The organism is Persicobacter sp. CCB-QB2, assembly GCF_001274635.1.
Taxonomy (GTDB): domain Bacteria; phylum Bacteroidota; class Bacteroidia; order Cytophagales; family Cyclobacteriaceae; genus Persicobacter; species Persicobacter diffluens.
In genome coordinates this window covers 578,284-600,623 of the sequence record NZ_LBGV01000001.1, presented here as the reverse complement: position 1 = coordinate 600,623, position 22,340 = coordinate 578,284, and the positions used below count along the sequence as shown (strand labels likewise).

The 22,340-nt window shown below is 43.2% G+C and carries 17 protein-coding genes and 6 tRNA genes; 15 read left to right on the top strand and 8 right to left on the bottom strand.

Annotated features, from left to right (window positions below; genetic code table 11):
- Nucleotides 1–4: 4 nt before the first annotated feature.
- Nucleotides 5–487: an LptF/LptG family permease gene (locus NG22_RS18260; RefSeq protein WP_053404319.1), complete on the bottom strand. Its 483-nt coding sequence runs from the start codon at nt 485–487 to the stop codon at nt 5–7.
- 216 nt (nt 488–703) lie between these two features.
- Between NG22_RS18260 and NG22_RS02855 the strand changes: the two genes are divergently transcribed.
- From NG22_RS02855 to NG22_RS02830, 6 genes are all read left to right on the top strand, one after another.
- Nucleotides 704–777: transfer RNA gene (locus NG22_RS02855), tRNA-Met, on the top strand.
- A gap of 59 nt (nt 778–836) precedes the next feature.
- Nucleotides 837–913: transfer RNA gene (locus NG22_RS02850), tRNA-Met, on the top strand.
- Between the two features lie 39 nt (nt 914–952).
- Nucleotides 953–1,029: transfer RNA gene (locus NG22_RS02845), tRNA-Met, on the top strand.
- Nucleotides 1,030–1,075: 46 nt separating this feature from the next.
- Nucleotides 1,076–1,152, top strand: a tRNA-Met gene (locus NG22_RS02840).
- A 45-nt stretch (nt 1,153–1,197) separates the two neighbouring features.
- Nucleotides 1,198–1,274, top strand: a tRNA-Met gene (locus NG22_RS02835).
- Nucleotides 1,275–1,331: 57 nt separating this feature from the next.
- A tRNA-Met gene (locus tag NG22_RS02830) sits at nt 1,332–1,405 on the top strand.
- 298 nt (nt 1,406–1,703) lie between these two features.
- Here NG22_RS02830 and NG22_RS02825 read toward each other — a convergent pair.
- A complete protein-coding gene (locus tag NG22_RS02825; protein WP_053404318.1) occupies nt 1,704–3,356 on the bottom strand; it encodes a hypothetical protein in 1,653 nt (550 codons plus the stop codon).
- Nucleotides 3,357–3,358: 2 nt separating this feature from the next.
- On the bottom strand, nt 3,359–7,126 hold the full coding sequence (locus tag NG22_RS02820) for a T9SS type A sorting domain-containing protein (RefSeq protein WP_053404317.1): 3,768 nt from the start codon (nt 7,124–7,126) through the stop codon (nt 3,359–3,361).
- A 635-nt stretch (nt 7,127–7,761) separates the two neighbouring features.
- On the opposite strand from NG22_RS02820, the gene NG22_RS02815 reads away from it, so the two are divergent.
- Nucleotides 7,762–8,385: a hypothetical protein gene (locus NG22_RS02815; RefSeq protein WP_053404316.1), complete on the top strand. Its 624-nt coding sequence runs from the start codon at nt 7,762–7,764 to the stop codon at nt 8,383–8,385.
- A gap of 493 nt (nt 8,386–8,878) precedes the next feature.
- On the opposite strand, the gene rplT is transcribed toward NG22_RS02815, so the two are convergent.
- From rplT to NG22_RS02785, 5 genes are all read right to left on the bottom strand, one after another.
- Nucleotides 8,879–9,223 carry a 50S ribosomal protein L20 gene (rplT, locus tag NG22_RS02805; protein WP_053404314.1) on the bottom strand — a complete coding sequence of 115 codons (345 nt, stop codon included), beginning with the start codon at nt 9,221–9,223 and terminating at the stop codon, nt 8,879–8,881.
- Between the two features lie 108 nt (nt 9,224–9,331).
- On the bottom strand, nt 9,332–9,526 hold the full coding sequence (gene rpmI, locus NG22_RS02800) for a 50S ribosomal protein L35 (protein ID WP_053404313.1): 195 nt from the start codon (nt 9,524–9,526) through the stop codon (nt 9,332–9,334).
- A gap of 99 nt (nt 9,527–9,625) precedes the next feature.
- Nucleotides 9,626–10,153, bottom strand: a complete 528-nt coding sequence (gene infC / locus NG22_RS02795) for a translation initiation factor IF-3 (RefSeq protein ID WP_053404312.1) — start codon at nt 10,151–10,153, stop codon at nt 9,626–9,628.
- Nucleotides 10,154–10,439: 286 nt separating this feature from the next.
- Nucleotides 10,440–12,389: a threonine--tRNA ligase gene (gene thrS, locus NG22_RS02790; protein ID WP_053404311.1), complete on the bottom strand. Its 1,950-nt coding sequence runs from the start codon at nt 12,387–12,389 to the stop codon at nt 10,440–10,442.
- 363 nt (nt 12,390–12,752) lie between these two features.
- Complete coding sequence (locus NG22_RS02785; protein WP_053404310.1) at nt 12,753–13,559, bottom strand: formate/nitrite transporter family protein; 807 nt, start codon at nt 13,557–13,559, stop codon at nt 12,753–12,755.
- Nucleotides 13,560–14,065: 506 nt separating this feature from the next.
- On the opposite strand from NG22_RS02785, the gene NG22_RS02775 reads away from it, so the two are divergent.
- The 8 genes from NG22_RS02775 (at nt 14,066) to lepB (ending at nt 22,038) form a co-directional block, all read left to right on the top strand.
- Nucleotides 14,066–15,166, top strand: a complete 1,101-nt coding sequence (locus tag NG22_RS02775; protein ID WP_053404308.1) for a VWA domain-containing protein — start codon at nt 14,066–14,068, stop codon at nt 15,164–15,166.
- 99 nt (nt 15,167–15,265) lie between these two features.
- Nucleotides 15,266–16,768, top strand: coding sequence for a sigma 54-interacting transcriptional regulator (locus tag NG22_RS02770; protein ID WP_053404307.1), 1,503 nt, complete (start codon nt 15,266–15,268; stop codon nt 16,766–16,768).
- A 309-nt stretch (nt 16,769–17,077) separates the two neighbouring features.
- Nucleotides 17,078–17,758: a metal-dependent hydrolase gene (locus NG22_RS02765; RefSeq protein WP_053404306.1), complete on the top strand. Its 681-nt coding sequence runs from the start codon at nt 17,078–17,080 to the stop codon at nt 17,756–17,758.
- 6 nt (nt 17,759–17,764) lie between these two features.
- Nucleotides 17,765–18,538 (top strand): ParA family protein, encoded by a 774-nt coding sequence (locus tag NG22_RS02760; protein ID WP_053404305.1) that lies wholly within the window; start codon nt 17,765–17,767, stop codon nt 18,536–18,538.
- Nucleotides 18,539–18,612: 74 nt separating this feature from the next.
- The gene (locus NG22_RS02755) at nt 18,613–19,518 is read left to right on the top strand and encodes a ParB/RepB/Spo0J family partition protein (protein WP_053404304.1); all 906 of its coding nucleotides are present in this window, start codon (nt 18,613–18,615) and stop codon (nt 19,516–19,518) included.
- 5 nt (nt 19,519–19,523) lie between these two features.
- Nucleotides 19,524–20,183 carry a DUF5683 domain-containing protein gene (locus NG22_RS02750; protein ID WP_053404303.1) on the top strand — a complete coding sequence of 220 codons (660 nt, stop codon included), beginning with the start codon at nt 19,524–19,526 and terminating at the stop codon, nt 20,181–20,183.
- 29 nt (nt 20,184–20,212) lie between these two features.
- Entirely contained in the window at nt 20,213–20,929 is a 717-nt protein-coding gene (gene dapB, locus NG22_RS02745) for a 4-hydroxy-tetrahydrodipicolinate reductase (RefSeq protein ID WP_053404302.1), read from the top strand.
- Between the two features lie 11 nt (nt 20,930–20,940).
- Entirely contained in the window at nt 20,941–22,038 is a 1,098-nt protein-coding gene (gene lepB, locus NG22_RS02740; protein ID WP_053404301.1) for a signal peptidase I, read from the top strand.
- The last annotated feature ends 302 nt before the right edge of the window (nt 22,039–22,340 follow it).

Below are 22,340 nucleotides of genomic sequence, written 5' to 3'. Positions count from 1 at the left end.
TCCTTCACCCGAATCTTATAACCCGGTAAATCTCCGTAAAAAACCCGGGCTTTATTTCCATCGCGGGCTTCTTACGCTTGATATCGTACAGCAAACTCCAGGCTTTCAGGTTCGCCTTCGGCACGATCTGATCATTACAGTAAAATGCAAAAATGGAGAGCAAAACCGAGAATATAAATATGGGGCGTAAAACCCGCAAAAGGGAAATGCCGGAACTCTTGATCGCCGTCAGTTCGAAATGTTCTCCCAGATTACCGAAAGTCATCAGAGAAGACAGCAAGACCGCCAAAGGCAATGCCTGCGGAATCATGAAAATGGCAAAATACCCCACCAATTCAAAGTAGGTGCCGGCTCCAAGGCCCTTCCCGACCAGTTCCGAAAAATAACGAAGAAAAAATTGCGCCAACAGTACGAATACTGCTACCGCCAGGGTCCCGATAAAAGGACCAATAAAAGATTTTAAGATTAACTTATCTAGTTTTTTCATATTTGCACACAGGCCTGTCGGCTACAAAATTAAAAATTTTAACCTTTTATCTAAACAAGCCCGCCTCCCTACAATTTTTTAATTTTTTTTCCGACATAAATTCCACTACTGCCCAATTAGTTATAAAAAAGGTGATTCAAAAATTTCCCTTTTTATGCTTCAGGGCTTTGTTTTTTAAAACAGGATTTCCCTATATTTGCACTCCCAAACGGAACAGGCGAGGTAGCTCAGTTGGTTAGAGCGTCGGATTCATAACCCGGAGGTCACGAGTTCAACTCTCGTTCTCGCCACAAAATCGGTCAAAAGGGCAGATTTATCAATATTTACGAGATTAAAGAAAGCAAGATTTGGCGAGGTAGCTCAGTTGGTTAGAGCGTCGGATTCATAACCCGGAGGTCACGAGTTCAACTCTCGTTCTCGCCACCAGTTCTTGTAAATATTGAGGATGAATTCATTTCATCATCAGGCGAGGTAGCTCAGTTGGTTAGAGCGTCGGATTCATAACCCGGAGGTCACGAGTTCAACTCTCGTTCTCGCCACCAAATAAAATCAGCAGTATGCATTACTGTCGGTGTTGATCACCCAAAAGGCGAGGTAGCTCAGTTGGTTAGAGCGTCGGATTCATAACCCGGAGGTCACGAGTTCAACTCTCGTTCTCGCCACCAAATAAAATTAGCAGTATATATTACTGTTGGTGTTGATCACTCAAAGGCGAGGTAGCTCAGTTGGTTAGAGCGTCGGATTCATAACCCGGAGGTCACGAGTTCAACTCTCGTTCTCGCCACCAATTTTATTTGAAAACATTTAAGGGAACCTAAGGATCATCTTTTATCCAAAGGTAATCGGCGAGGTAGCTCAGTTGGTTAGAGCGTCGGATTCATAACCCGGAGGTCACGAGTTCAACTCTCGTTCTCGCCACAAAAAAAGCCATTCTCTATTTGAGGATGGCTTTTTTTATTGGGTTACCGAAAGCAAAAAAGCGGGAAACCGGAATTTCCCCAGATTACTTAATTTAAGTCATAATACCTAATCAATGCACCAACCTAAGAGATTGGTTATTAATGGATTCAACTGATTTTATTGATTTTCCACAACCAAAATTTGGCTGAGTTTGCTTTCTTCTTCTACATCGTCGGAAAAAATTTAAAACAGAAAACCATTCCTTCATTTTTCCCGACTGACAGCTAAACGCGGATTTAAGCAAGAGTAAACCGGCTTAATTCGACTCCAGCTTATTTTCCTCGTCTAAATACAGAGATTTCAAATTAGGCAGTTCAACAATCTCCTGCGGCACCTTTCCTGAAAAGTTATTCCTTTCCAAGTTTAAATAAGTAAGGGCTGTGCATTGCCCAATGGAGGCTGGAATAGCCCCTTCAAAACCGACCCCACTTAAAGACAAAAGGTTTAAGGAAGTGAAATCCCCAAAACGATCAGGCAATGTTTTACTCCATTGATTTGCCCCCAGACCTAAGGCTTCCCAGTCTTTTTTCGCCCAAATCCACTCCGGAATATCTCCTGAAAGCTTATTGGCCTGCACATATAAACGCTTAAGATTGGTCATTTTTTGCAGATCCGAGATATTGGAGATCTCATTGTGGATAATATTAAAACTCTCCAGTCCTTCAATTTTCAACACCCAGGCTGGAATAAAATTCAGACCTGACTCATAAAAAGTAATCTTTTTTAAATTTTGTAAATGTTCAAAATCAGTGGTTGCAAAAGTTAAATTACCGGCACTTTCTATTTCAAGGCTCTCTAACTTCAAACACTTTGCAAATCCTGAATTCAGAGGATTTACCAGATCACCATAATAGAGGTATCGATACTCCAATTTTTTTAGATTCTTAAAGTTGGAAACCTCCTCGGTCAAATCAAACGCTCCGTACCAAAAACGTAATACCTCCAACTCCGTCAGTTGATAAAATGCTGAACACATATTGCGGCCCGCAGGCCCATCTACCATCGTCAACTCTTTTAAATGACTCAAATTCCCTATCATCCTGGGCACCTCCAAAACGTCTACATAATCATAAGAATAATACAGACCCGAACTTGAGCGCCCAAAAATGACTTCCACCAAATGCTCCCCTTCCCATTTCGTAAATGCCAGATCATCTTTTGGCGTAAAAAAATTCCAACCTGGCCCATCACCCTGATCGGCAATATAATAATTAAAAAACACCAGTGTGGAGTAATCACTAAACCCATGCTCCAAAGGAAACCAATCCTCCAGCCTCAGGAATTTACCTTCTGCAATAGCAGAAAGGTGTACCGGTCTTGATAGATATTTTTGCTTTCCTTCCACCTGAGCCGCTACTTCAATCTCTACCAGTTCATGAATATCCAGCAAGTCTTTTTGAATAAAAGCCATACTATCTGTGACCCCCAACTCCATACTTTGTCCCTGAAAAAGAATGCGCTGCTTCAGATCCGGATAAACCGCCAAAACAGAGGAAGAATACTGAACAGGTAATTCATAATGATTGGTTTGTAGGCCCAACTCAACGGCAGGCACCTCTTCATTTTCCTGAACGATAAGCTCCTGCACTTCAGAGGTAAAGAAACCGGCTTTGCTTAGACCTTTATTTGGCTCACTAATAATCTGAAAACCATAGGTACCCTTGGACAAGGATAATTCAATTTCTGCCGCCCTGACACTCAGCGTATCTACCGGATTCCCAAATTTGGTGATTGACAACCACAAATTGACCTTTTCAAGGTTAATCTCCTCCCCATCAACCATAGGGTTGACAGACAGGAAGACAGGATATTTCACTGATTTATAAACCTCTGGCTCACTCTCCTTAAATAAATCACAAGAGGAAAGCAAAATCATCAATAGCCCGATATATAATAATGAGTTTTTCATAACTAATATTTCACAATTTTAGCATTTCTTCCATCAGTGGTTTGAAGGAAATAAATCCCGGCCGGCCATCCGGCGAGATGAATCGCTCCTGCTTTTACCTGCTGGATCGCTATTAATTTTCCGGAAGAGCTTCGAACCTCTACCCTTTGTGCCTCTACATTTGGCAAATAAACAGTACCGTAAGTTGGATTAGGATAAGCCGCCAATGTTTGGGCCTCCGAACCAGCGAGGTACTTTTTGAAGCTTAAGTAAATATTAAGATCCTGTTGTACATCAGTAATAACAATCTGATCTTCCGTAAAAAGGGGTTTGCCATTCACTAAAAAACGATCAAATACATAGCCTTCCTCTGCGCTAACATCAAGCGTTAAATCTTCTCCTATTTTCAATCGCTCCGGTGACGAGGAAACACTTCCCCCTTCTGAGGTGGTAACAGTAATCGTGACAAATTGCGAGGATTGAAGCTGTGGGACTGCCGTAGCATATACGCCCGGATTTTGAGCGATCAACCAGTCTGATTCAAAATCCCAATCAATGAAACTCGATTCCAGCGCAAAATCGGATTCGCCCAGCGCCACCACCCCTTCAACAACGGATTGATCCTGATATTGAGGAGCGTAGTAAACGGAAGTCAGGCTTGCCTCAGTATCCAAATAACCAAAAAGCGCCTGCGCTTGGCTATCCCCCACTACGGAGGTCAAAGCATAAGATTGACTGATCACAGGAAGCCCAAAGTCCACCGCCCCAATTAATCCTCCCACAACCTCTTTCCCTCTTACCTCTCCAATAGCAAAAACCTTATCCACACCTAAATACGAGCCATAGCCGACCAAACCTCCGACAGCAGCCCTACCTTTCACCATTAGATTGGTAGCTGCAGAGGAGCTAATCTCCCCACTATTTAGACTTCCCACCAAAGCACCTACACTATGGCTTCCCTCTACCTCAATGTCATTTCCATGGCAGTTCTCAACATAGACCCGGAAGTATCCGCCTCCGAGCAATGCCCCGACATGATCCTCGCCCAACACACGGAAGGATTCAAGGTGTAAATTCCTGATTTCCGCATTTGAAGCATAACCAAATAGCCCCAGGTAGTTAGAGGAAGATCTCCATAACTGCAATGACTTTATTTGATGATGACCACCATCATAAATGCCTGAAAATGGCGTCTCCAACCGTCCTACAGGCTGCATCTTTTCGCTTTCTTCGGCCGAAAAAGTAATATTTTGGGCTTGTAGAAAAACCGCCTCCCAATAATCGGCATGCTGAGACAACCATATCAAATCCGCCGCCTCTTTAATTAAATAAGGTGCCGATTCAGTGCCTTCCCCCTCAAATGGAGGCGTATCATCAAGCGCATGATAAACCGCCTTAAACGCTAAATCATTACCGGCTACTACAACCTCCAAACTATCTTGCTGACTGATTTGCTGCAGGTCCCCTACCGATTCCCAATGAGAAAAACTAAAACCATCCACCAGGGGAGCATGAAGCCACAAGCGCTCTCCGGCAGGGATAAAATACTCCGAAACGGAAAGGTGGACCCCCTCGAAATGCTGCTCCACTACAAAAAGTTCACGTACATTTTGCTTAAGCTCAGGAGCCTCGGAAATTAAACTCCAGGTATGATCAAAATCAAAACCCTCAAAATTATCTTTATCCTGAATTTCCAGATCAGACAGGGCATTATTTCTCACCCCGACAAAATTGGCCGTATCCAAACCGGTTTTATCCTGACTCCAATAGGCCGCCTTACTAGAGGTTTCAATGACCCATTGAGTAGCAATAAAGGGGTCTTTGAAATCCGGGCTGGACTTGTAGTCATAGGTAGCATTCAGGAAAATTTGATCATAATGGAAATCATTGTCCTGATAAATGGAATTATTGGTATCTGCAAATAGTCCCCCTATCTGATCCGCTGAAATCTGTCCCTCCAGATGAAATTTATTAATTTTGCGTTGCTGACCATCCGGCACATAAAAGAAACTTGGGTCTCGGTAATTATAAGCCAAGCCTCCAAAAGCACTCCCATAAGTGTTTTTCTTGAAATTGACATTGACATGAATATTGGAAATTTCAGCATTTTTGCCAGGCCATTTCATATACGTGAATAGACCTCCCCCAATTTTTCCCGCCATTTTCCCACTTACAGAAACATGTCGTACCGAGGTGATATAATTCAGATCTACGGCTATTCCCCCAACCTTTTCACCGGTAAAGTCAACATCTTTCAAATGAAAATCCTGCAAAACACTCACATCAAGCTTATTAAAAAAACCAACATTACTACCCGGGCGATTAATGAATAAATTGGAGATAGTATGCCCCCGTCCATGAAAAAATCCGGCAAAATTAATCGGCTTGAACCCCTGCCCATCGTTCCAATTCTTTGTTTCGGCAGCATCCAGATCCGCAGCAAGCGCCACATGCACATTACTCAAAGCCGGCACTTCCTCCGACCACTCCCTTAAATCAGCCAGGGTCTCGATTAAATAAGGAGATTCGGCAGTCCCCACCCCTTTATTCAATGGCTTTAAGATTTCGTAAATTGCTTTCGGCCGTAAAGGGGATGCGGGAGACAAATTAAAGGAATACTCCCGTTGACGACTTAATACCTGTCCATTTTGTTCCCAATGCAAGAAGTATTGATTTTCATATTGCTTCACGGCAGAAATCCGCACCTGATCCCCAAATGTATAATCCCCACTACCCTCAGGCCCATAGCCACTAATATTGGAAGCCGCATTCACTTGTCGGTCATATTGAAAAGTCGATAACACCAAGCCATCATAAGCGCCATAACCTCCCGGACTCCAATAATCAGCATCAAATTTTTGCCACAGCGTATCTTGCTTCAACTCAGCATCACTGAGACCCAACTCCCCCTCCATCATCATAATCCCTGAATTCGAAAATTTTGATTGAACGAAATAGGCCTCTTTTACTGCACCCTGAGAAATTTGCCCTACATTTCCCGCAACATAAACGGAATCGTCGCCCTGCACCGAACTATTATTTAAAATACCTTTAAAACCAGTGACCCGAACACTTTTACCAAATACCCCGCCTACGTTTTGCTGACCGACAGCATCAACTTCGGTATAAATATCATTCGCCCTAAATCCATCAGAGGCAGCGCCTAACATCCCTCCTACTCCTATTTTTCCATTGACCGCCCCCTGGAGACCAACCCTCTCCATAGTACTATAACTGGTTTGACCTATTAATAAGCCGCAGGCTTGCTGGCCATTAACTTCACTGTTTTTGATGACAATGTCAGAGGTGCTTACCCGGGAAAATCCTGCCAAAACACCTACCTCATTGCGCCCAGTTACCTGCGCATTTTCCAGTATAATATTATGCGCACTCAGCTTTAAATAATTATACTGATATCCCAAATAACCAAAAAAACCGACTTTATCCTCCTCAGGACGGTTGATGTACAGATTTTTTATGCAGTACCCATTGCCATCGAATTCCCCTCTAAATCCATTTGATCCCCCGATAGGCTTGAAGCCTTTCCCATTGTGCATATGCTGGCTATCTACCGCATCAATATCCTGTCCCAACTTGTAATTCGCACTAAAACGCTGTTCAGCCGTGATTTCCTCCAAGCCTCCACTCCCCTCCGACAACCACACCAAATGGGATAAATCCGTGATAATAAAGGGACTTGATGCAGTCCCCATACCTGGTGGCCTTTGCTGTGCTATTAATACTTGAGACCATAGCATCAGACCTGTAATGATCAGGTATTTAATTTTCATAAATAGGTTAGTATAGTTTAAATTCTCAATTAAAAAACAAATAAAAATTGAATATATAAATAATCAAAATAAACAAATACAAATCTATTCACTTGTATTTAAAAATTAAAAATAAATAAAATCCTAAAAACAACTCACCCGTATTCATTATACACAAAGTCTCGTTTTCCTTGGAGACTAAAATGAAGGAACAGCTTCTCAATCGAGCTTTCCCCCACTATGCAGAGGAATGAGTAGAAAGCACGCTCACCCAAGTTCAGATTTTTTTAAAAATCAGTAATTTCCCACCATACACATTCACTCGTCAGCGCTTATGATGCGCCCCTGAATCTAATTCGGCATAATTCGGGAGAAATCCTCCTTTTAGGTAAAGGTGGTAAAATGCCGCATAATGCTCCCTTTCGAAATTTATCCGACTAAACAAAGAAATAAGGAGCGTACAGGCTCAATCCCATAAGAGCCAAAAAATACATTCAATGCCTTGAAATTAAACCCCTTAAATCATTTCATTCACGGCCGCGGCGCATAATTTGAATTAAGAAATAGCAGCTTATCCTTCAATATTATCCAGTAAAAAAAAGCAGCAAATCGAACATTTCTTTTAACTTAGAGGACTATCTATATTTGTTTAAAGTATGATCAAACCTTTACTATATTTTATTGCCCTTTTACTTATTTTCAACCACCCCCTCCTTGCCCAAAAAAATTATGAAACAGGATACATCGTCACTAACGAAGGCGACACCCTCCACGGAAAAATAAAAGCTCGCAGAGACCTTCAAATGGCCTCTTCGGTTAAGTTCATTAATCTGAAAGGTAAAAAATCCACCAAAAGCGCAAGCGAGCTCAGCGCCTACCAAATCAGCAACACCACCTACCACAGCTTCCCGCTGGTTTCCGGTGTACAGAATAAAATGACTTTCTTAAGACTGGAAGCCGCCGGAGCGGTCAATCTGTATTATGTCGAGGTGGAATTTTCAGACACCGAAACCACCCCTGCCTTAAGCCAGGACTTCAAAACCGTGGAACCCCCGCAAGGCATCCCCAATGCTAATGACGGAAACAATCTTTATCTGAACCGCCACAAGAGCCGGGACCTCACCTTAGTGGAACGCTCCTTTTTTAAAATCATCATCCAAAACTTCTTTGGCGACGATCAGGAAATTGTGAAAAAAGTCAACAACCGCACTTATCGTTTTGATGACCTAAAAGACATTGTAGAGGAGTATAATCAACGCCATCCTCTTCCCCGGGAATAATTTAACATCACCTGAATTATTCATCCTAAATCCTCGTTTAGCCGGAAAAAATGAAGGAATAGTTTACTGTATCGAATTTTTTCCCAAGAAGACAGGGGAAGGAGAAGAAAGTAAGCTTGCCCCAATTTGGGCTGTTAAAAAATTAGCCCGGATTATTCACGCTTAAACCCTCGTTTAGCCGGAAGGCGGAAAAAATGACGGAATTTTTCCTATTTCGAGTTTTTTCAATGAAACAGATGAATGAGGAGAAAGCTAGCTTGCCCAAATTTAGGCTATTATAATTCAAAGAAAATAAATTTTATTAGACTGAAAATAAATCACTTACACCCAATCAATAGATTTAGCGATAAACAATTCGGCTTAGCAGAACCCATATTAACAAACTACCATAAAGTTCATGAGCATGACGCACTAAACCAAGCGAGCGAATAATTTGACATAAAAAAACCCGTTCAAACTAATGAACGGGCCTCTATATTGAAATAGAACTATCTTATTTTACTTTCGCAACGATTGCTTTGAAAGCCTCAGGATGATTCATCGCCAAATCAGCCAATACCTTACGGTTTAGCTCAATGTTGTTCTTTTTCAATGCACCCATCAAAGCAGAGTATGACATACCCTCTAGACGAGCACCTGCGTTGATACGCTGGATCCATAGAGAACGGAAGTCACGCTTCTTAACCTTACGGTCACGGTAAGCATATCCCAAACCTTTCTCAACAGCGTTCTTAGCTACTGTCCAAACATTTTTACGGCGGCCAAAATAACCTTTGGCTAATTTAAGAACTCTTTTACGACGAGCTCTAGATGCAACGTGATTTACACTTCTTGGCATAATAATAAATTTTTTGACCTTTGGTGACCACTAGGGGTGCTTATCTTAAAGACCAAACATCTGGTGAATTAATAAATAAACCGAATCCCGGTACCCGACCGGAATAGATTAGATGTGAAGCTGAGCTTTAATGTTCGCCTCATCAGATTTGTGTACCAAACCTGCGTGAGTCAAATTACGCTTCTGCTTCGTTGTTTTTTTAGTCAAAATGTGACTTTTGAAAGCGTGCTTTCTTTTGATTTTTCCAGTACCAGTCAACTTGAAACGTTTCTTAGCACTTGATTTGGTTTTTACCTTAGGCATAATACAAATCGTTTAAAGTAAATAAAATAGTCAGATATATATTGACACAACAAAGACGGCTCCCAAAGAAACCGCCCGTCACGTGAATATTCAAAAATCTTATTTCCCCGCTTTTTTCTTTGGAGAAAGCATAATCGTCATACGCTTACCTTCCAATTTCGGCAATTGATCAACTTTCGCCAATTCCGCTAAAGCCTGAGCGAATTTAAGCAACAATACCTCACCTCGGTCTTTGAAGACAATCGTACGGCCCACGAAATGCACATAGGCTTTCACTTTCGCACCTTCTTCCAAAAACTTTTCCGCATGCTTCAACTTGAAATTGAAATCGTGCTCGTCCGTATTTGGACCAAAACGAATTTCCTTCAATACGGTTTTCTGAGCTTTTGCTTTAATCTCCTTTTGCTTCTTCTTCTGCTCGTACTTAAACTTAGAGTAGTCAATGATTCTACAAACAGGAGGATCGGCCTTTGGAGAGATTTCTACCAAGTCCAAACCTTGCTCTTTGGCCATTTTAAGGGCGTCACGAGTAGAGTAAATACCCACTTCGATATTCTCCCCCACCACACGAATTTCACGTACGGTAATTTTTTCATTAACGCGATAAGGCTCTTCTTGCCTCACCATACGTCCGCGGTTTGATCTTCTCGGTCTGATAGTATGTATTTAATTATGGTTAAACTTAAATTCGAATCGCAAATATGAGGAAATTTTCTGAGGAATGGAATATTTGCAAATCAAATTACAAAATATTAAAGCAACATTCTCTAAAGGCAAAGTCTTCAGGACGAAATCGAATCACAGATGCTAGAAATTAGCGATAATCATACCAATTTCAAAGGATCAGTTGACAGCAAATAAAAAAAACCACCCTGTAAGGAGCGGGTGGTTTTCATTAATTATCTTTCATTTATTATTCTCCAGCAATGGAGAGCTGAATTTTCTCCTGCAGATATTTCACGGCTTCCTCCAAAGTAAAGGTTCCGATATCTCCTTCACCATGCTTACGCAAAGAAACTTTTCCTTCCGCGGCCTCTTTTTCACCTGCAATAATCATGTATGGAATCTTTTTCACCTCTGCATCACGGATCTTACGACCAATCTTCTCATCACGGTGATCAATGAAGCCATTGATATCTTCCATTGTGAATGCATTGTAAACCTGCTCGGCATAATCGGCATATTTCTCAGAGATTGGCAATACCGCAATTTGCTCCGGCGCCAGCCATAATGGGAAATTACCCGCGCAATGCTCAATCAACACTGCTGTAAAACGCTCCATAGAACCAAATGGCGCTCGGTGGATCATCACCGGACGGTGCTTTTGGTTATCTGAACCGGTATACTCCAATTCAAAGCGCTGTGGCAACTGGTAATCCACCTGAATGGTTCCTAACTGCCAGGAACGCCCCAAAGCATCTTTCACCATGAAATCCAGCTTAGGACCATAGAAGGCTGCTTCCCCAGTTTCTACCACAGTAACCAAGCCCTTCTCATCCGCTGCTTCCTGAATGGCCGCTTCCGCCAATGCCCAGTCCTCATCTGAACCGATGTATTTGGTTTTATTTTCAGGATCTCTCAAAGAAACCTGCGCAGTATAATTATCAAAACCTAAAGATTTGAAAACATACAACACCAGGTCAATTACCTTTTTGAATTCCTCTTTCACCTGATCCGGACGACAGAAGATGTGTGCATCATCCTGGGTAAAACCACGAACACGGGTCAGGCCATGCAACTCACCAGACTGCTCATAGCGATAAACCGTACCGAATTCGGCCAGGCGATAAGGCAATTCTTTATAGGAACGAGGGCGAGAACGGTAGACCTCACAGTGGTGAGGACAGTTCATCGGCTTTAATAAAAATTCCTCTCCCTCAGATGGCGTATGAATAGGCTGGAAAGAATCCTCTCCGTACTTCTCATAGTGGCCGGAAGTAATGTACAAATTCTTATTTCCGATATGAGGCGTCACTACCGGCAAATAACCGGCGCGTTTTTGCTCCTTTTTAAGGAAAGACTCCAGGCGGTCACGCAGGATTGCACCTTTTGGCAACCAAAGCGGCAAGCCCATACCTACTTTCTCAGAGAAAGTGAAAAGCTCTAACTCTTTCCCCAACTTACGGTGGTCGCGCTTTTTAGCCTCCTCCAGCATCGCCAAATGCTCTTTTAGCTCTTTAGCTTTCGGGAAAGCAACACCATATATACGTGTTAACTGCTTACGAGACTCATCTCCTCGCCAATAAGCACCTGCAACGTTCAGCAATTTGATCGCTTTAATGGCACCGGTATTAGGGATATGTGGCCCACGACAAAGGTCCGTAAATTCACCCTGTGTGTAGAAAGTAATGCTACCATCTTCCAGGCCTTCCAATAGCTCCAGCTTATACTCATCGCCCTTCTCTTCGAAATAGGCAACCGCATCCGCTTTGGCAACTTCCTTACGGTCAAAAGTATTTTTCTGACGCGCCAATTCGGTCATTTTCTTCTCGATCTTTTCCAGATCTGCGGAATCAAACTCCTGATCACCGAAATCTACATCATAGTAGAATCCGTTGTCAATAGAAGGACCAATACCGAATTTAGTGGAAGGATAAAGCGCCTGAAGCGCCTCTGCCATCAGGTGAGCGGAAGAGTGCCAGAAGGTTTTCTTTCCGTCCTCGTCATTCCAGGTTAGCAATTGTACTTCCGCATCTTCATCAATAGCCCGGTTGGAATCCCAAACTTCTCCATTCACTTTTGCAGACAATACATTTCTCGCCAAACCTTCACTAATGCTCAGGGCGATTTCATGGGACGTTACCCCTTTGTCGTACTCCCTGACAGATCCGTCAGGAAGTGTAATTTTAATTTGCTCAGACATAATATTTTTTAGTTTTCGATTTACTCAATATTACAACTATTGACTTAATCGCTTCATAATGCCGCCCGACTACAAAGAGGCGCACAGTATGGCTTGCCAAAGATACCAATAAATTTCTGCAGGCAAAAAATCATTTCCAAATCCTTTGAGGATCAGCCTCCCGCATTAACCGGCAACCCATTTCCCAAAAAAGAGCCTGAAAATACTAAATACGAAACAAAAGGGGTGGTAATTCAGCAGCGATACCAGACCGCTAAACGGCATAGCTTCACCTGTGACTGAACAGCAACCAAGTTCTCCTGATCCTCTGCCATGTAACCAAATCATTGAAAAAAAATCCAAACCCATTCTGAACAACCTCACTCAGGCCCTTACGTGGCTGTATTTTAACAAAGACACAAAAAACGCACCCCCCAAAATATTTCCGAAAGTGGCCGAAATCTGGAAATTAAAATAATGCCCCAGACTAATCGCTCCACTGAGCACACCGGAAAACACCTCTATCGAACCGACAATACAATGATGAAAACCGGCAAGTCCGATTACGGTCGTGATTAAAAATATAATGAAAATACGGGAAATCGTATCTCTACTGGAGGTCAGCAACCAACCCAAAAGCCCCATTAACCAGCCCGCAAAAATCGCACTCATGAAAATGGTAGACATCGGGTAATCCACTAAATGATGAGCAATTTCCCCAAACACCCAGGCATCCAAAAAACCTATTTCAGGTCCGTAATGCACAATAATGAAACTAAACAAAAAGCCTCCCACCAAATTCCCGGCATACACCAGCCCCCAAAGGGAAAAAAGCTGTCGTATTCCCACTTCTTTTTTTAAAACGGGCAACATCGCCAATGCAGTATGTTCGGTAAATAGCTCTGACCTGCCCAATATCACAAACAGAAAGCCCAGCGGGTAACACAAAGCCAGGAATACTTTGACCGTTACCGGATCTGCATCATACCCCAGCATAGTATAGACCAGCCCCATTAGTAAAAAACTAAACCCTATCTCCAGCCCTGCTGAGAAGGCCGACAGCAAAAGCCCAATGGAAGAACGGTTAAATTCATGCAGGCTCATTTCGATCTGTTCATCAAGAATTTGATCCAAAGGCTTGGGTTGATCTTTTTTTTCAATCAGGGCATTATCCCTATTTTTTTTATTCATAGTTATTCATTTGAGTTCCACAAAGCGCTTAGATCATGTGTAAATCCAAAATTCGTGACGAAAATTTGATTATTACAGAAACGATACCCGATTATTTTGAGAAAAATAGCAGCGCTATTGTAATTAAATTATCTAAAATCACTTTCAATAATTCGAATTTGCAGTCGGATGGTGTGGTATTAAACACGCTCTTAAGCCGAATTATTCAGCACTTAATTCGCCTCTTAATTGTAAGCGACTTATCTTCAGTGCATTACGGTTTGTTTTCGTTGATTTAAAATAGCCCAAATTTGGCAAGCTTGCTTTCTCCTCATTCATCTGTTTGGTTGAAAAAAACTCGAAACAGGCAACTATTCCTTCATTTTTTCCGACTCACAGCTAAACGAGGATTTAAGTATGAATTATCCGGCTTAATGAAAATTATAGGGAATTGTCCCCGAAATATCATTGTTTAATTAAAATATCAAATAAATTGTTATTTCAAAGCTAAATACCTCACCCACAATATGATCGGATACAGATTCTCTCCCCCACAAATAGGCTCCGGAAATCAACAATCTCCCTTTCAAAAATTGCTGGATATTTTCCTCCAACTCTCTACAATCACCTCGGGTGATGTGTCTGAGGCTATGGCCTGGATGAACAACCTGGACCGGCAATATCAGTTGACGGACGATCAATACGGCATGGGTGATTTCTACCGGGACCTGAAAGATAAAGGCTACATCCGGGAAAATCCACAGGATGGGCAATTTGAGATCACTGCAAAGAGTGAAGGAAAAATCAGGAAGAATGCCCTGGAAGAAATTTTCGGCAAATTACGCAAGAGCAAGAGAGGCAATCACCACACTCCTTTCCCCGGACAACAGGGAGATGAGCTGGGCGCTGACCGCCGTCCCTGGCAGTTTGGTGATGCCCCCGGACAAATTTCCATGACGGACAGCCTTCGGAATGCACAAATTAATCATGGCATCAGCGCTTTTAATCTTCAGGAAAATGACCTGGAAGTGGTAGAAAAGGAATTCAAAACACAAACTTCCACTGTACTGATGATCGACATTTCCCACTCCATGATCCTTTACGGAGAAGATCGCATCACTCCGGCCAAAAAGGTGGCGATGGCCTTAGCCGAAATGATCACCAAAAAATATCCCAAGGACACCCTGGACATTTTAGTCTTTGGAAATGACGCCTGGCAAATTGAAATCAAAGACCTACCCTATTTAAAGGTGGGCCCTTACCACACCAATACCGTAGCGGGGCTGGAACTTGCCATGGATTTATTAAGAAGGCGCAAAAACAGCAACAAGCAGATATTTATGATTACCGACGGCAAACCTTCCTGCCTGAAGGAGCCCCGTGGGTATTACAAAAACAGCTTTGGCCTGGACCGGAAAATTGTCAACAAATGTCTGAATCTGGCCGCACAAGCCAGAAGGATTCACATTCCGATCACCACCTTTATGATCGCTTCGGATCCTTACCTGCAACAATTTGTGCGGGAGTTTACGGAAGTCAACCAGGGCAATGCCTATTTCTCCGGTCTTCAGGGACTGGGAGACCTGGTTTTTGAAGACTACAAAAGAAATCGAAGAAGAAATATTTAGTGCCGCTAAGCCAAACTTACCCCAAACCGCATCATCGGGCTTAAGCGCCCGAACCAACTCCTATTATTATTCAGTAGCAGAAAACCGAAACTCAAAACCATGACCAATACACCCAAACCCTCTCCGACTGAAATCAAAACTTTCGGAGCATTAAAAAAAGCGGGCTTCCAGCCGCAAAGCACCAAAGCCGAATTAAGAAAAAACCTGATTCAGGCTTTGCAAAACGACGTGAATCCCTTCAAGGGCATCCATGGCTATGAAGAAACTGTGATTCCGGAACTTCAAAGAGCTATTTTAGCCGGGCACAACATCAACCTTTTAGGTTTAAGGGGACAAGCTAAAACCCGTATAGCCCGCCTGATGACCAACCTCCTGGATGAATACATTCCGTATATCGAAGGCTCTGAAATCAATGACGATCCCTTTCACCCCCTCTCTTTTTTCGGCAGACAGCAAATACTGAATTTGGGCGATGAAACACCTATTGCCTGGCTGCATCGCGACCTTCGCTATGTGGAAAAACTAGCCACTCCCGATGTTACGGTAGCTGACCTCATTGGTGACATCGACCCCATCAAAGCCGCTGCCCAAAAGCTTTCTTATTCTGACGAACGCATTATCCATTTCGGACTGATCCCCAGATCGAACCGCGGCATTTTCGTCATCAATGAGCTTCCCGATCTGCAAGCGCGCATACAGGTGGCGTTGTTCAACATTCTGCAGGAAGGCGACATCCAGATCCGGGGCTTCCAGCTACGCCTGCCTCTGGATTTACAGTTCGTCTTCACAGCCAATCCGGAAGACTACACCAACCGCGGAAGCATCGTCACCCCACTGAAAGACCGCATCGAAAGCCAGATCATCACCCACTACCCACCAACGCTGGACATCGGGGAGAAAATCACCCGACAAGAAGCCAAAATCAGCGCAGAGCTGCAGGAGAAGATTCATATTTCGCCACTTCTTTTCAGCCTGATAGAACAAATTGCTGCCGAAGCCCGGGAGTCCGAATATGTAGATGGCAAAAGCGGCGTTTCCGCCCGATTGACCATTTCCGCGCTGGAAACCCTTTACTCCACCATTGAAAGAAGAATGCTGATCAATGGAGAGTCCACAGGAGCGGCACGCATTGCTGACTTCCTCAAAATCACCCCGGCCATTACCGGAAAGGTAGAATTGGTTTATGAAGGAGAACAAGAGGGCGCTGCTGCGGTAGCCGCTAATTTAATGGACAAAGCCATTCGTATTCAGTTTGAAAAATATTTCCCCTCCCCGGAAAAAGCCCGAAAGGAGGAGATAAACCCCTATGGAAAAATCAGCGATTATTTCGAAAAAGGAAATGTAGTGGATGTGATGGATGAATTCTCTGAAGATGATTTTACCGGGGAATTATTGGCCATCAGCCCACTCACGGATTTCATAAAAACACATTTGACCCATATACCGCAGCAAGAAATTCCGCTATTTGTGGAATTCCTGCTCCATGGCCTGGCCGCCTACAGCATGCTCAGTAAAAAACCCCTCAGCGGTGGCGCACATTTCGGCGATTTTCTCTCCGGCATGCTGGACATGAGCCCGGACTTTCCGGAAGAGGAACCATAAAAACAAACAAAAAAACCACCTTCTGATGACCGTACAGTGGGTGGTTTTTTATTTTAAAAGACAATTATATTTCTTACATGCTTTTCCCATTTTTTTAAACTATATTTTATTCCTCAAAGCAAGGCAAAACCACTACACCACTCACAATCAACACCTTAAATTAGATTGATTTTGTGGCAAAATTTTTTCTTGAAATATTCACAAAAATAGTTCCACGGTTTCCACGGTTTTCCCCTTTCGATCTCTTATATTTGCGTGGAACGTGTGAAAACTGAGCTTTATTCACCCATCATTAAATTTTAACCCGCTATGAAAATCACTTATTTCGGTCATGCCGCATTCATGGTAGAAGTTGGTGGACAAAAAATTCTTTTTGATCCATTTATTACACCAAATGAACTGGCCAAAGACATTGATATTAATAGCCTTCAGCCGGATATTATTTTGGTGAGCCATGCGCACCAGGATCATATTGTGGATGTTGAGGCGATTGCTAAAAATGCCAATGCCAATGTGGTGGCGACTTTTGAAGTAGCCAATTACTTTGCAGGTCTGGGCGTAGAAAAAGTGACGCCAATGAATCACGGCGGCACCGTAAAATTTGATTTTGGTAAGGTAAAAATGGTCAATGCCATCCACACCAGTAGCTTTCCGGACGGGAGCTATGGCGGTAATCCTGCAGGATTTGTCATCTCCACAGCAGAAGGAAGCTTCTACTATGCAGGTGATACGGCACTGACTTACGATATGAAATTAATCGCAGAAGAGTTTGATCTCAAATTCGCCATTCTGCCGATTGGAGATCATTTCACCATGGGCATCGACGACGCCCTAAAAGCAGCCGACTTTGTTGGCACCACTCAGATCGTTCCCATGCACTTTGACACCTTCCCTCCTATCGCTATCGAAAAGGAGAGCTGCCTGGAAAAAGCAAAGGCGGCAGGTAAGGCGTTGCATTTTATTGAAATCGGAAAAAGCGTTAATCTTTAAATATTTATGGGTAAAGTAATTGCCATTGCCAACCAAAAGGGAGGCGTGGGAAAAACCACTACCGCTATTAATTTAGCGGCGAGTTTAGCGGCTTTGGAGTTTAAAACATTGGTGATTGACGCCGACCCCCAAGCCAATTCTACATCCGGACTGGGCAGAAACCCCAGAGACATCGAAATCAGCGTTTACGAATGCATGGTGGGAGATGCCACCGTTCAGGAAGCGGTAGAAGAAACCGACATTGCTTATTTGCATTTACTGCCCTCACACATCAATTTGGTGGGTGCGGAAGTAGAGATGGTCAATGAAAGCAACCGGGAGCAGAAAATGGAAAATGCCATTGCTCCAATTAAAGATGACTATGATTTTATCATCATCGATTGTTCTCCATCACTGGGATTGATTACCGTTAATGCGCTTACTGCGGCGGATTCTGTGATTATCCCGGTACAATGCGAGTATTTTGCATTGGAAGGATTAGGGAAGCTTTTGAACACCATCAAAATCATTCAGACCCGACTGAATCCAAACCTGGAAATTGAAGGGATCCTATTAACGATGTATGATGTGCGTTTGCGCCTTTCCAATCAGGTGGTGGAAGAGGTAAAAACCCACTTCCAGCATATGGTATTCCGCAACCTGATTCCAAGGAATATCAAATTGAGTGAATCTCCGAGCTTTGGCCTGCCGGCCATTGCGCATGATGCCAAAAGTAAAGGAGCGATCAGCTACCTGAACCTGGCCAAAGAGATTTTGGAGAAAAACGAATTGGTGAAATAACCATTGGGCCTAAGGCCAGGCATTTTAATTTAGAGAGCAACATATCAGTTCCGACTGATTTTGAATAAGACAATATGAGTCAAAAAAGGAAAAACGCTTTGGGAAGAGGATTAGGAGCATTACTGGAGGATTCCAAAGCGGTAAATTTCAGCAAAGCGGGCATTGATGCAGAACCCCTCAATACCCCAATGGGCATCAATGAAATTGCCGTTGATCAAATTGAAGTTAACCCTTTCCAGCCAAGGACCGACTTTGACCCGGTAGCCTTACAGGAATTAGCAGATTCCATCAAGGTACAAGGCATCATCCAGCCGATCACCCTACGGGAGGTGGAAGCAGGTCGATTCCAGATCATTTCCGGTGAGCGAAGATATCAGGCAGCCCAATTGGCCGGCTTAAAGCACATCACCTCATATATCCGTCAGGCCAATGATCAGCAAATGCTGGAAATGGCTCTGATTGAAAACATCCAGAGAGAAGACCTGAATGCGATCGAAATCGCCTTATGTTACCAGCGATTGGTGGCAGAGTGCGGACTGAAGCAGGAAGAATTAGGTTCTCGAATAGGAAAAAACCGGACCACGGTCAATAACTATATGCGTCTGTTGAAGCTTCCTCCGGAAGTTCAGGTCGCCGTTAGGGATCGGAAAATTTCCATGGGACATGCCCGCGCCATCATCAATATTGACAATATTGATTTGCAGCTGAGCATCTTCAAAAAAATTATTGCGGAAGATCTTTCCGTGCGAAAAGTAGAACAGTTGGTTCGTGAACTTGCCAACGGAAAAGGAGCGGAAGGAAAAGCAAAATCACTGGATCCGGAACGCGCCTATCAGATCAAACGTATTCAGTCAAGACTAAGCTCACACTTTGGTACCAAGGTGGCCATTGCTTCTGACGACAAAGACAAAGGGTTCATTAAAATTCCTTTTGTTTCCGCAGAAGATTTCAACCGCATCATGGACATCCTAGACCTTTAGACTGAATGATCAACCGTCTGATTTTCACCCTGTGCATCAGCTTATTTTGTAGCGCCCCACTTTGGGCACAGAATAACTTCAACACGCCCACAGGGCCTATAGAATATGAGGCCATTCAGGACACTTTGAAATCAGCAAAAAAGCAAGCCGTCATTCAGGGCTACACCCCCGACGGCAAAGTTCCTGAAGGAGACCTCAATGAACCCGCTGTGCGGGAATATAAAAATGTACCCATCCGGGCAGCGATGTATTCCGCCGCTATTCCGGGACTGGGACAGATTTATAATAAAAAATACTGGAAATTACCGATCATTTACGGAGGTGGAATTGCCATAGGCTACTTCATTGCCTATAATGATCAATACTATCAGTTATTTCGAACCGCGGCTTTTGATTCAGCCAATGGAGTTGATAACCCATTAGCCGATAATTTCACCTTAGAACAGCTGGAGCAAAGGGCTGATATAGCCCAGCGTAACCGGGAATGGTCTATGGTATTTATGGTCGCGCTTTATGCCCTTCAGATTGTGGATGCCCATGTGGATTCTCACCTGCGGGATTTCGAAATCACGCCTGACTTAGCGATGGGGGTAACCCCCTCACTCCTGCCAACGCTTCACGGAGTTCCGGCTCCGGGATTAACCGTTAACTTTACTTTTAAATAAACGTCGGCAATTAAAACACCTTTATTATTATGAAAATCGCACTTTTAGGATACGGAAAAATGGGTAAAATCATTGAGCAGATTGCCCTGGACCGTGGACACGAAATCGTGGCTAAAATTGACAAAGATAATGCAGCAGACCTGGCCAATCTGACTGGGGATACCGTGGATGTAGCCATTGAATTCTCCATGCCCGCTGTCGCTTATGATAACCTGACCACCTGTATCAAAAATGGCATCCCGGTACTTTCCGGCACTACGGGCTGGTTGGACAAGTTTCCTGAGCTGGAGCAATTGGTAGCCGAACAAAATGGCACGTTTTTTTATGCATCCAATTATAGCATCGGAGTAAATCTGTTTTTCAAAGTCAATGAGTTTTTAGCTAAATTGATGAATCCTCAGAAAGAATATGAGGTGGACATGGTGGAAATTCACCATACTGAAAAGCTGGATGCTCCTTCCGGAACAGCCATTACGCTTGCTGAAGGCGTTTTGGATAATGTAGAACGCAAAGCCAAATGGGTCAATGAAACCTCCGAAAAGGCGGAAGAATTAGACATTATCTCTTTGCGTGAAGCAGAAGTTCCGGGCACTCATAGCGTACACTACCGTTCAGAAGTGGACGATATTGAGATCAAACACACCGCTCATAGCAGAAAAGGCTTTGCCCTGGGCGCTGTTTTAGTGGCCGAATGGTTACCAAAACAAAAGGGAGTGTGCAGCATGGATGACTTCTTGAAATTATAATTTTACACCATATGGAAATCCTGACGAATAAGGACAAAGTGGAAAAGACCAAAAAGAAAAAATCATTTTTTAGAGAATGGGCAGATGCCATCGTATTTGCGGTTATTGCCGCAACTTTTATCCGATGGTTATTCATGGAAGCCTTCACCATCCCTACCCCATCCATGGAGCATTCCTTGTTGGTAGGCGACTTTTTATTTGTAAGTAAAATGCACTATGGCGCGCGAACTGCCGCAACGCCCTTACAGGTGCCTTTAACCCACCAAAAGATTTGGGGAACGGACATTCCATCTTATTCGGATAAGATTCAACTTCCGCAATATCGACTGCCGGGTTTCTCTGAAGTAAAAAGAAATGATGTCGTGGTGTTTAATTTCCCTACGGAGTTTCAGTATCCGGTAGACCTCAAGACCAACTACATCAAGCGATGCATTGGTTTACCCGGGGAAAGCATCGAAATTAAGGACACGCAGGTTTATATCAACGGACAGCCGATTGAAAACCCTGCGGAGATGCAATTCAAGTATTACATCAAAACCAATGAAACCGTACAGGAAAGAGTTTGGCGAGAGCACAATGTGAATGTAGCGGACGTCATTCGCGTGAGAGGCGGATTTTTGGCCGATTTGACCAATATCACTGCTGAAAAAATGCGTGCCCTTCCTTTCATTGAGGATGTAGTCATCCTGAAGAAAAACAAAGACGACGCGGAATCTCGCATTTACCCAGATGCCACTCGCTTTCCATGGAATGCGGACTGGTGGGGACCACTGACCATTCCGGCCAAAGATATGACCGTCCAATTAGATGCGGATAATATCAAACGCTATGGTGCCGTGATCAAAAATTACGAGCACAATGAAAATGTAGAAATCAAAGGAGATGAACTTTTCATGGATGGGCAGAAAATCAGCGAATATACCTTCAAGCAGAATTACTATTTCATGATGGGAGATAACCGTCACAATTCTGAAGATTCTCGCTTCTGGGGATTTGTCCCAATGGACCACATCGTGGGTAAAGCATACTTCACTTTCTGGTCCATGGATCCTACCGCTTCAGGTATGGAAAAGTGGCGTTTTGACCGAATCCTTAGAATGATCGACTAATTTCAGGAAAATATAACATAAAGCCGATTTCGTACTGGAATCGGCTTTTTTATTTCCAAAAAAACAATAATGACATTACCATTTCCTGTTTCTTTTTAATAAATTATTGTAAATGAAGGAAAACCATTTTAGCTGAAACGCATCTCTTCTTTTCACTTTGGACTCATTTTATCCTTAAATACAACGGATTTATTGAAAATGGGCTAATAATGCCAAGTGTAAGGTATGAAGATTAAACCATGAACAATCTTCGCCGTTATAGAAAAGTGCATCAGCCACGGAATCAGTAAACGGAATAGGAA